Raw genomic sequence first — 10,714 nt, 5'->3', positions numbered from 1 at the left:
CCCCCCCCCCCCCCCCCTGCCCGCTCCTACGCCTTCGCGCCCCACTCCTTCGCTTCCGCCTCGCGTCCCTGGGCGGTGAGGAGGGAGACGAGGCTCTGGAGGCCGGACGTGTCGCCTCGTTCGGCCGCCTGGCGGTAGCAGGCTTCGGCCTCCTCGGTACGGCCCGACTCGAAGAGCAGGAAACCGAGGTTCACCAGGGCCTTGGTCTCACCCTTGTCGGCCGCCTTGCGGTACCAGGTCTCCGCCTCCTCGCTCCGCCCGTCGTCCTGGAGCAGGACGGCCAGGTTGAACATCGAGCTGGAGAACCCGTTTCCGGCGGCCTCCCGCAGCAGCGGCTCCGCATCCTCCCGGCGCCCCTGCTGCTTGTAGAGGGTGCCGAGGTAGTGGACGGCCTTGGCCTCGCCCGCGTCCCGCCCGCGCAGCCACCACTTCTCCGCCTCCGCCTGATCGGTGCCGAGAAGGAGCTCGCCCGCCTTCACGTTCGCCAGACCGTGCCCGGCCTCCGCGGACGCGCGGTACCAGCGCAGCGCCTCGTCGGTGTCGCCGCGCTCCTCCTCCGCCACCGCGCCGAGCCCGAACATGGCGCCTTGGTGGCCGGCCTCCGCCGCCTTGCGCCACCAGTCCTCCCCCTCTTCCTTACGCCCCTCCCGGCGCAGCAGGTCACCGAGGCTCGTCATGGCACCGGGGTGTCCGCCCTCCGCAGCCTGGCGGTACCACTCCGCCGCCTCGTCCGTCTCGCGGCGCGAGTAGGCCAGCACGCCCAGTTCGTGCGCCGCGTCGACGTGCCCCGCCTCGGCCGCCCGGCGGAACCACTTCACCGCTTCCTCGGCGTCCCCGCTCAGGTACGTCAGTCCGCCCAGCCAATACATGCCGTCGGTGTGACCGCCCTCGGCCGCCTTCCGGTACCACTCCATGGCGTCCGCGCGCCGGTTCTCGTTCCGGAGGTCGGTGGCCTTGGCGTACGCCTCTTCGGCGGCTGGGCTGGGAGAGGTCATGAGGGTCCTTCCTGCGTCGCGGCCCTCCGGCCGCGCATGGACGTGGCAGGCCCCCCGACCCGGTCGGCCGCCTGCCGATGCATCAGCCGATCTTGGTTGCCGAAGGGGCCACGGCATGCCCCCAGTCGCGTCGACCGCGCCGGCGGGACAGCGTCCGGCGCACCCAGGACAGACCAACCAGCTCTGTCGGCGACCAGGCGTAACGTCGTCCGGCTGAAACCCACTAGCGGCCCCGAGCGCTCCGAACGCGCCGAACTTTTCGGCTCATTCGGCTCATTCGGCCCATTCGGCCTGCGGCCGGACGCCTCCCCTACGAGGACGCCTCCGCCAACTCGTCCAGCACCGGAGCTATCGCCCGGGCGAGGCGCGCCTGCCAGGCGTCGGCATCGCCGTGCACGCGGGGGTACTCACCCCGGAACGACCGCCAGTCGATGTGCCAATTGCGTACGTCGTGATCGCTCGGCGGCCCCGCGACCGGCACCGCCGCACGGGCGAACACGCGCCGCAACAAGGGTGGTTCGAGCCGCGTATCGGGCAACTCCGCAAGCAGGACCGCGTCGAAGAGGTCCTTGCCGCAGGCGCCGTTCTCGCTCTCCGAGTCGACGTGCAGCCACAAAAGCTTCCAGGCCAGCGAGAGTTCGCGGCTCGCCGTACGCACCACCGTCGGGCTTAGGTCGTCGGCACGCGGAACCAGCGCGAACACCGGTGGCTCGGCCATGGGCTCATCGAGGGCGAAGTCCAGTTGCACCTGCCCTTCGAGACCGCCGTCGGCCTCCCACGGGAACCGGATGCGCACACCTCCGCCGCCGGTCGGGCCGAAGTCGTACGCGCCGTACTCCCATGTGGAGTCGACGCTGTAGCGACCCGGGGCCAGGCGGACGCCGCACGGCGCCACCGCCTCGCGCTCCAGCAATTCGAGCACCGCGCCGCTCGGATCGCGCTCGTCGTCGAACGGGTCCTCGACCCAATGCGTGCCCTCCGGCGGTACGACCGCATTCACGCCCCCCGTGTCGAGCAGTTCGCCCTCGTCGCGGTACAACTCGTACCCCGCCGCGCCCCCGCTCGCCTCCGGCCAGTCCTGCACGGCATCGACGCCGTCGACGTACGGGTGCGGATCGAGGCGGTCGACGGGAACCGCCGCCGGGGGCAGCACAATCCAGTCGAGGTCGCGCGGGGGCCGGGCGCGGTCCCCGGCCCACGCGACCATAGCCATACTGCCCCGCAGAACGAGCGCGTCCGACCATGGAGCCCGTGAAACCACCGCAAGGACGTGGTCGAGCGCGGCCCGGTGCGCCCGCTCCCACACACCCGAACCGGCGACACCGCGGCCGGTCATCGCGAACCGCCGCCGACACCCAGCCACCCGGCATCGACACTCGGATTGTCGTCCTGCACGACGAACTCCCTTTCGGTGTCCGCGATTTGGAAACCCCCATCGGCGAGCTCGCGCACGAGCATACGAAGTCGACCCTCCGCCTCGGGACTTCCCACGCCGTGGCAGCGCTGCGTCACGAACCGTTCGTGGCCCCCGAGTTCGGGACGCAGCCGCCGGGCGTTGCGGGAGACGCGGGCGTTGTGCCGTACGGCGACCTCCGCAACCCGCGCAATCGCCGCCGCATTCGTCAGCACAAGCTTGACGTGGTGCTCGAAATAGCAGTCGGACGGCAGGGCTTCCGCCTCACGCGCGGTACGCGGCACATCGGCGTTCCAGGGCGCGGCCTCGATCTTGACACGCACGACGTCGAACCCGGCGCGGCGGAGGGCCGCGGTGTGCACGGCGGCAGCCGCGCGCTGGTCGGCGAGTGTGCCGTTGCCGCGCAGGGTCAGCATGGGCTGGTCGGGCGTGCGTCCGGCGTCCAGCAGAATGCGTGTGTACTTGGCACCGCGCTGTACGGCCCACCGCTGGAGGGTGTCGTCGGCCTCGTCGGTTCCGGCCGCGGCCACGGTGACATGCGTCTCGAAGTCCCCGGCGAAGTCGGGTCGAGGCGTCCCGGCACCGGGCTCGGCACGAGGGCCACCACGAGAGTCGTCGCGTACGCGCGCCGCGTCGTCCATACGTTCGGTCACGGGCGTCGACGCTAGCGGCCGCCCCGGACACCGCCGCCAGACAGCCGACCCGGCAACCGACCTGGCAGCCGACCCGGCAACAGCGAATCCTCGTGGCATCCGCCCCCTCACATCGGCCGGCCGTCCTCGTCCAGGTACACCTTCGTGCCGTCCGGATACAGCAGAAAGACCCGCCCGTCGCCCTCCCCGTGCGCCGTCGCCAGACCGGCCGCGTGCTGCCGCTCCACCGCCTCGCGTACGGCCCGGGCCATCAGCTCCTGCGCCCGCTCCTGACCGATCTGGTCGATCAGCGACTCCGGGATGCCCGGACGGTCGCTCACCGGCTCGCTCGCCTCCGTCGCCATACGCCGCACGATACGCGCCTCGGCTACCGCGGAGCAGGGAGGCGACCCCTTCGCACGCAACCGTCGAGGTAGCGGTGCATCAACGCCGCGTCGACCGATCGGACGGACGAGCCGGCGCCTCCATCGCTACCGCGCAGCGCACCGAGCAAGGACTCGCGGTGAATCAGCCTCGCTCCGCCGGGCGGTTCGAAACACCCATGCCCGCGGTACTCCCCGAGCGCACCGCGCTCGAAGGCCGCCAGCGTCGCCGCCGCTTCGTCGTCCGTGCGCAGCTTCGGATCGGCCGCCCACGTCGCGGCCGGGACCACCGTGAACCGGTACCCGTACGCCCGCAGCCACGTGTGCACGGTCGACAACGCCACCGCGTCCGGTGCGGCGTGGTTCGCGACGAGCCCGGGTTCGGGTGACCGCACCACCAAACGGGCGAGGTCGCGGGCGAGTTCGTCGGCCGGGGTCCAGACCTCGGCGTGGTGGAGCAGCGGCAGGCGGCCGTGTGGGAGCCCGGCGAACAGAATTCGCCACAGCATGTCGCGCTCGTTGACGATGCCGGTGCTGCGGGCTCCGGTGACGCGGCCCAGGCGGTGCACGGCCACCGGGATTCCCCGGGACGCGGCTTGTTCGAGCAGTGTTTCGGCGACCCACTTGCTGTGCGCGTACCCGTCGCCGTCGGCTCCGTCGGCGATGAACTCCTCGGGCACGTCCCCGCGCTCCGGCCCCGCCACGGAAAGCGTCGACAGATGGTGCACGAACGCTCCGGACTCTGCGGCGAGTTCGAGGATGGCGATGGTCGCGTCGATGTTGACCGCACGCAGTGAGCGGGTCCCGCGCAGCAGACTGACCTCGGCCGCCGCATGGACAATGGTGTCGACACGCGTCGCGGAGTCGTCGACGAGGGACCGGCGTGCGGCTTCCGACAGGCCGAGGTCGGGTCGGGCCAGGTCGGCTTGGACTACGGCGACTCGGCGCACCGGCAGATCGGCGCGCAGCCCCCATGAAGTGAGTGCCTGCCTAAGCCGGTTCGCCGGATCGTCGCCGCGGACCAGGCAGGTGAGCCGCAGGTCGGTTGTTCCGTCCAGGAGTTCCGCGCACAAGTGGGCACCCACGAACCCGGTGGCGCCGGTCATCAGGACGTGGCGTGCCGGTCGGCCCGGCCGGGGGCCGGAAGGCGCCGACGCCAGTATGTGTTTCGGGAGGACCACGCCCGTACGCGGCGGCGACGAGCGCCCGCTCTCCCGCGCCGCCTCGTCCTCGCCGAAGTACGCGGCAAGTTCCCGCAGCGTCGGCCGTGCGAACACGTCCGCCACCGATATCTCGGTGCCGGTCGCGGCGGACAAACGGTTCGCGACCTGGATCGTCTGGAGCGACTGACCGCCGAGCGCGAAGAAGTCGTCGTCGGGGGCGGGCAGAAAGGCGGACACGGAAGCCTCCATGCCGAGCACTTCGGCCCACACTCCCGCGACGAGGGTCTGCAAACCCTTGTCCGTGTGCCGCGGCCGCGAGGGCGCCGGGGTTGCGGTCGGCGGCAACAGCCCGCGCAGAGCGGCCCGGTCGATCTTGCCCGCGGAGGTGAGCGGCAACGCGTCGATGTAGCGGAAGGCCGCGGGCACTGCGGCCGCGGGCACGTCCCGCGCGAGCCCCGCGCGCAGCGCTGTCACGGCGGGCGTCGGCTCCCCGGCGACGACGAACGCCACGACCGACCGCAGGCCCGGCGCGTGCTCGTGCCCGATCACGGCGGCGTGGTGTACGCCCGGCAGCTCCACCAGCGCCGCTTCGACCTCGGACGGATGCACCCGGTGGCCACTGACCTTGAATTCGTCGTCCACGCGCCCGGCGAAGCACAGCAGGCCGTCGGGGCCGGCACGCGCCAGGTCGCCGGTACGGTACGCCCGGGGCCGGCCACCGAGAGCCGTCACGGCGGCGAAGCGCTCCGCGGTCTCCTCGAATCGCGAGTGGTAACCGTCGGCGAGTTGACGACCCATGAGATACAGCTCGCCCGTCTCGCCGGACGCGGTCTCGGTGCCGTCCTCGCGCAGGACCGCGATGCGTACGCCCGGCAGCGGAGTTCCTATCGGGACCGTCCCCCGTCCGTCGTACACCGCGCCCGGACCCGCGAGTTCCGCGGTCAGCGCCACGACGCAGGCTTCGGTGGGACCGTACGTGTTGACGAGCCGGACCCGATCGGCTCCGAGGACGCGCCGCCACGCGCGGACGCGCTCCGGTAGCGCCGCCTCCCCACCGATCACCACGGTGCGCAGGGCCTCGGGCAAGCCCGGTCGGGATGAAGCGGAACCGTCCAGCACGTGAGCGACTTCGTGCCAGTACGCCGTGGGCAGGCTGAGCCATGTCACGCGCCGTTCGGTGCAGGTGCGCAGCAACGCGGCCACCGATGGGGGCGGCCCGGTCTCCCCCGTCACCAAAGTGGCACCGGCCGTCAGCGTCAGGAACACCTCTTCCACCGAGGCGTCGAAGTGCGGCGATGCGAATTGCAGTACGCGTTCGCCCGAGACGGAGGCGGCCCCGAGGGCGGGACCGGTTGCCGCATCGGGTCCGTAGCGCGCGCCCGCCGCCGCGACATACGCGGCCAAGGCCCCCCGCGACACGACAACGCCTTTCGGCCGCCCGGTCGAACCCGACGTGTGGATGATGTACGCCGCCGCTTCGGGCGGGACGCGGCGCACCGCGTCGCGGTCCGCCGGCCCCGCGCCTGCGGCGGGTCCGAGAAGTTCCGCGAAGAGACGAGTGTCGATCACCAGCGTGGGCCGGACCTCCTCCAGGATGCGCCGGTTGCGCTCGGGAGGCCCGTCGGGATCGAGGGGCATGTACGCCGCTCCCGCCGCCAGAACCGCCAGCAGCGCGATCACCGCCTCGTGGCCGCGCGGCAGGACGAGCGCCACCACGCCTTCGGGCGTCACGCCGCGACTCACGAGGCGTGCCGCGAGCGCTGCCACCGCACCCCAGAGTTCGGCGTACGTGATCCCCGTGTGGAGGGCGTCGAGAGCGAGGGCATGCGGCCGTTCGCGCACCCGTCGACGCAACAAGTCGAGTACGTCAGGCCGATCGCCGGGCCGCCGGCCATCTGACGCCGACGTGCCGTGCGCGGGTTCGGTCGCTCGCCCGATTCCGCTCGCACCCTCCAAGACGACCAGGAACTCATCGACGAATAGAGCCAGTTCCCTCTCTGTGCAGCATGCGGGATTGGCGTCGAAGACGGCATGCAGGCCCCCACCGTCGGCGCCCCGGTCGTATACGTTCACGGACAGGTCGGCGACCGGTCCGGCGGACACGTTGCCCGCACTACCGCGCGCCGAGCCGAGCATCGCGCCTTCGCCGTACGGCATCGCGTTCACGACCGCCGCGAACAACCGCCGGTCCCCGCCGACGAGCCCGAGGTCCCGGGCGATGTCCTCGTACCGGTAGTCCCGGTGACGGCGCGTCAGACGCAACTCGCCGGCCACGCGGGCCGCCACGTCCGAGAGCGTGTCGGGCGTCTCCACCCGGATCCGCAGCGGCAGCACGTTCAGCACCATGGCGGGAACGCGGAGCGCCGCGGTGCCGATCCGGTTCATCATCGGGAATCCGACGACCGTCTCGTGCGCTCCGGCTCGGCGGCAGAGCACCATGCCCGCGCCCGCGGCCACCACCACCGGCCAGGTCGTCCGCTGGGCCCGGGCCAGGCCGCGGATCCGGTCGACGACGGCCGGGGGCAGCGCGACTCCCCGGCGCAGCGTGCGCAAGGACGGGTGCGCGGCGGTCCGTCCGAGACCGATCGCGGGCGGCCTGCCGGCGAGGTGGGCGGTCCAGAACGCACGGGACTCACGCCGCCGGGACGAGCGCAGGTAGGCGGCCTCCTCGTCCAGCACCGCGGTCAGGCGTCCGAAACGCGACGGCTCGGGCTCCGCCCCTGCCGCCAACGCCGTGTAAACGGCGGCGACACGGCGCATGACCATCGCCGCGCCGAAGCCGTCCAGGAGCACGTGGTGTACGCGGTGGTACCACAGGTGCGCATCTGTCCCGGTGCGCAGCACCGCATGCGCGAACAGGGGTTCGGCGCCGAAGGGGTCGACGGCCGCCGCGACGTCGTCCGCCATCCACGCCCGGGCGGCCGCCTCCGGGTCCGCGGCGGCACGCAGGTCCAGGAAGTGTGGCGTCCACGGGGCCGCGGCGCCCGGGATCTGGCCGGGACCGGACGGCCCGTCGACGATCCGCATGTTCAGGGCATCCGCCTCACCGACGGCCCGGCGCAGCGCGGACTCGAAGACGTCAGTCCGCAGTTCGCCGTCGATGCGGACGTGTTCCGCGATGTTGTACGCCCCCGGGGCCGGGGCGATGAGGTGCCCGGTCAGGACGCCGCGCTGAGCGGCGGTGAGGGGCAGCACGGGTCTTGCACCGGGAGGCGGCTGTTCGGCAGCCGAGACGGCTGTCACGGGATGCAGGGCGGTGCCATGCGTCGTGGTCCTCTCGTCTCGGCGGGCTCGACGAACCTCGCGGTCGCATCAGCGGTTGCGGTCGTGGCCACGGTCACGATTGCGCCCGTCAGCGCCCACGCCAGTCGTTCGCCCGCGCAGCTCACCCGCATACGCGGCTCACGACGCAGCATCCGCCCGCACGGGTTTTCCGGGCAAGACCGCGGCGAACTCGTGACGCCAAGGCAACGCGAACGATGCCGAACGGCCATGCGGATGCGAGCGACCCGCACCGGTCATGCGGATGCGACCCGCACCGGTCATGCGGCACTCGCGGGGGTTCGGGCTCAACGCTCCGACGGAGCGTACGCCGGTCCGAACGGCGCCCACCCGTGGCTGTCGTGGTCTTCCTCCTCATCGGCGCCCGCGGCGCCGCCCCCGGGGTTCCGCGGCGCCCATGGCGACGCGGTGGCCGGGTGTCCCGGGTGGTTGGGGCGGTCCTCCCCCGGAGCGTCCGGACCGGTCAGGCGTCCGAGGACCAAAGCGGACACGAAGACCGGCACCAACACCACCACGAAACCCGCGACCCGGCCCCAGCCCCGCAGTTCGCCGTCGTCATCACCGCCGACGCTTGTCACCGTCCGACCTCCACGTCCTCGTCCCGCTCTCACTCGCGCCCGCACCCACCCACACCTGTCGATCCACAACACCGCGCAGTTCCCGCGTCCAGGGCCAACGAGGCCGCCGCCCCGGCGTCACGAAGGGGTCCGCCGAGTGGCAGCATGAGCGGACGATGCCTGCCTGGTCACGCCTCCGAGCCGTACGCGCCGCGCTGTTCGCGGCCGTGTGCGTGACGCTCGCGGTCTCCGGGCACGTGTTCATGTCGGACGGTCCGGTCCCCTGGTGGGCGCCGGCCGCCGCGCTCCCGGTGCTGAGCACCATCGCCTGGGCGGCCGCCGGTCGCGAGCGCGGGCTCCCGTCCATCAGCGGGGCCGTGGTCGGCGCGCAGACCGTCCTGCACAGCCTGTTCGGCTGGGCGCAACAGATCTCGGACTCCGCGGCGACCGCGCACCACATGGCGTCGACGGGCGCCGACCACAGTGGGCACCACGCATCGTCGATCCTCCCCACGCACGGCGGCGCGGGCATGTTGCTCGCGCACATCGCCGCGGGTCTCGGCAGCGCGCTGTGGTTGTGGCGCGGCGACAAGGCGCTGTTCGACCTGCTCCGCCTGCTGGCGTCGCGGGCGCGTTGCCTGAAGGCGCTGCTGTGCGCCTGGCTGCGCTGGGGCGAACCGGTGTTCCCGCAGGTGCCGTTCGTACGTCCGCGCGCCGCCTGCGCCAGGTCGCGCTGGGAGTGCAGGCCGCTCAGCCGCCGCGGCCCGCCCCTCACGGTCCTCGCCTGACCGAGACCGCTTCGGCACCGGGATCCGCCCGCAGGGCCGGTCCCCGCTGCCGCTTGCCCGTGAGGATCCGAAATATCATGACAACTGACCAGACATACAAAGAAGTTGCGGTACGCCCGCCCGCGCCCCGCAACGAGCGGAGCTCCGCCGCCCGCACGTCCCGGGCACGCAACGTGCTCGGCACGCGGTTCGACAGCACGCCACAGTCCCGCCGGGGCCCGGGGATGGACGACGACGCCGTGACCGCGACCGCACTCGCCGCCGGCGCCGGTGTCCCCGGCGCCGTCGAGGAGTTCGTGCGCGCGACGCACCGCGACCTGTGGCGGTTCGTGGCGTACCTCGGCGATCCGGAGAGCGCGGACGACCTCGCACAGGAGACGTACCTGCGCGCTCTCAAGGCGCTGCCCGGTTTCGCCGGCCAGTCGTCGGCGCGCACGTGGCTCCTCGCCATCGCGCGGCGCGTCGTCGTGGACCGCCACCGGGCCGCGTCGGCGCGCCCGCGCACGGTCGCGGCCGAGGACTGGGCCGACCTCGCGGACCGCCGCCGTCCGGCGAAACTGCCGGAGCTCGAGGAGGGCATAGCCCTCGCGGACCTGGTCGCCGCGCTGGATCCGGCGCGCCGCGAGGCGTTCGTGCTCACCCAGGTCCTGGACCTTGAGTACGCCGAGACCGCGCGCATCCTCGGCTGTCCGATCGGCGCCGTCCGGTCCCGCGTCGCGCGGGCCCGGACCGACCTGATCACCGGGCTGGTCAGAGCCGAGTCGTACGCCGGGGCATGACCCGCGCACCCGGCTGCGGCATTCGGCCGCAGCCGGTCGGCAAACGAGGGAGCCCGCAGGGAAGTTATGTATAGATACGGCAAAAACGGGATGTACTACCAACCCGCTGGGCGAGCTCTGCGTCTCATTTAGGCACGGGGGACCGAAAGATCCGAAGCGATCCGGAGGCACGAAAATGAGCAACAGGATGCGCAAGGCGGCCACCATCGCGGTGGCCTCGGGACTGCTTCTCGGCGCCGGCGCGGCCGCCCCCGCACTCGCCGCGAGCGGTTCGCCGCCGGGGGCTGTGCACTCCCATCACCTGTCCGATACGTCGACCGACACGCAGAGCCGGCAGCCCGGCGTGGTGCACCGCGTGTCCGCGTTCTGGGACCAGTACAAGTCCGCGGTTCTCGGCACCAACCCCGTCATGAACCCCGAGGAGGTGCGCGGCGAGTTCCTGACGCCGGAGCTCAACGCCGAACTGGACGCCTGGGCCGAGGCCAACCAGGCCGACCCGGTCTTCCGCGCGCAGAACGTGCCGGTCGACCGGACCGTCCGGTACGAGGGCAGCGGCATGGGCTACGCGTCCGTCGTCGTCACGCAGTACTGGGAGGACGGCTCGGCGAACGACGTCTGGTACCGCGTGCCGCTCGACGGCTCCCGCATCGTCGGGCTCCAGGACCCGCCGGTGTGACGCACTGACCGTACGTGTGCAACTGCCGCGCAGGGGCGAGGTTCC

9 protein-coding genes are annotated in these 10,714 nt (G+C 72.4%); 3 read left to right on the top strand and 6 right to left on the bottom strand.

All coding sequences use genetic code 11. The features are described 5' to 3' along the window. Positions 1 to 26: 26 nt before the first annotated feature. The 6 genes from ACRX5S_RS01515 to ACRX5S_RS01490 form a co-directional block, all read right to left on the bottom strand. Positions 27 to 995, bottom strand: a complete 969-nt coding sequence (locus ACRX5S_RS01515; RefSeq protein ID WP_436770821.1) for a tetratricopeptide repeat protein — start codon at positions 993 to 995, stop codon at positions 27 to 29. A 310-nt stretch (positions 996 to 1,305) separates the two neighbouring features. Continuing rightward, a complete protein-coding gene (locus ACRX5S_RS01510) occupies positions 1,306 to 2,331 on the bottom strand; it encodes a nucleotidyl transferase AbiEii/AbiGii toxin family protein (RefSeq protein ID WP_436770820.1) in 1,026 nt (341 codons plus the stop codon). Continuing rightward, the gene (locus ACRX5S_RS01505; RefSeq protein WP_436770819.1) at positions 2,328 to 3,062 is read right to left on the bottom strand and encodes a hypothetical protein; all 735 of its coding nucleotides are present in this window, start codon (positions 3,060 to 3,062) and stop codon (positions 2,328 to 2,330) included. Before ACRX5S_RS01505 ends, ACRX5S_RS01510 begins: the two co-directional genes overlap by 4 nt. Positions 3,063 to 3,169: 107 nt before the next feature. Continuing rightward, positions 3,170 to 3,406 carry a hypothetical protein gene (locus tag ACRX5S_RS01500; protein WP_436770818.1) on the bottom strand — a complete coding sequence of 79 codons (237 nt, stop codon included), beginning with the start codon at positions 3,404 to 3,406 and terminating at the stop codon, positions 3,170 to 3,172. Between the two features lie 23 nt (positions 3,407 to 3,429). Beyond that, complete coding sequence (locus tag ACRX5S_RS01495; RefSeq protein ID WP_436770817.1) at positions 3,430 to 7,782, bottom strand: amino acid adenylation domain-containing protein; 4,353 nt, start codon at positions 7,780 to 7,782, stop codon at positions 3,430 to 3,432. Positions 7,783 to 8,156: 374 nt separating this feature from the next. After that, positions 8,157 to 8,447, bottom strand: a complete 291-nt coding sequence (locus tag ACRX5S_RS01490; protein WP_436770816.1) for a hypothetical protein — start codon at positions 8,445 to 8,447, stop codon at positions 8,157 to 8,159. 155 nt (positions 8,448 to 8,602) lie between these two features. Here ACRX5S_RS01490 and ACRX5S_RS01485 point away from each other — a divergent pair, with 155 nt between their 5' ends. The 3 genes from ACRX5S_RS01485 to ACRX5S_RS01475 all read left to right on the top strand — a co-directional run bounded on the left by ACRX5S_RS01485 (position 8,603) and on the right by ACRX5S_RS01475 (position 10,669). After that, on the top strand, positions 8,603 to 9,214 hold the full coding sequence (locus tag ACRX5S_RS01485; protein WP_436770815.1) for a hypothetical protein: 612 nt from the start codon (positions 8,603 to 8,605) through the stop codon (positions 9,212 to 9,214). A gap of 77 nt (positions 9,215 to 9,291) precedes the next feature. Continuing rightward, positions 9,292 to 9,993: a sigma-70 family RNA polymerase sigma factor gene (locus tag ACRX5S_RS01480; protein WP_436770814.1), complete on the top strand. Its 702-nt coding sequence runs from the start codon at positions 9,292 to 9,294 to the stop codon at positions 9,991 to 9,993. A gap of 175 nt (positions 9,994 to 10,168) precedes the next feature. Beyond that, on the top strand, positions 10,169 to 10,669 hold the full coding sequence (locus ACRX5S_RS01475) for a hypothetical protein (protein WP_436770813.1): 501 nt from the start codon (positions 10,169 to 10,171) through the stop codon (positions 10,667 to 10,669). Positions 10,670 to 10,714 lie beyond the last annotated feature (45 nt).

The sequence above is a fragment of the Yinghuangia sp. YIM S09857 genome, assembly GCF_051388915.1.
Taxonomy (GTDB): Bacteria; Actinomycetota; Actinomycetes; order Streptomycetales; family Streptomycetaceae; genus Yinghuangia.
Note: the sequence above shows the minus strand (reverse complement) of the source record. Positions and strands in the feature narration are given on the sequence as shown.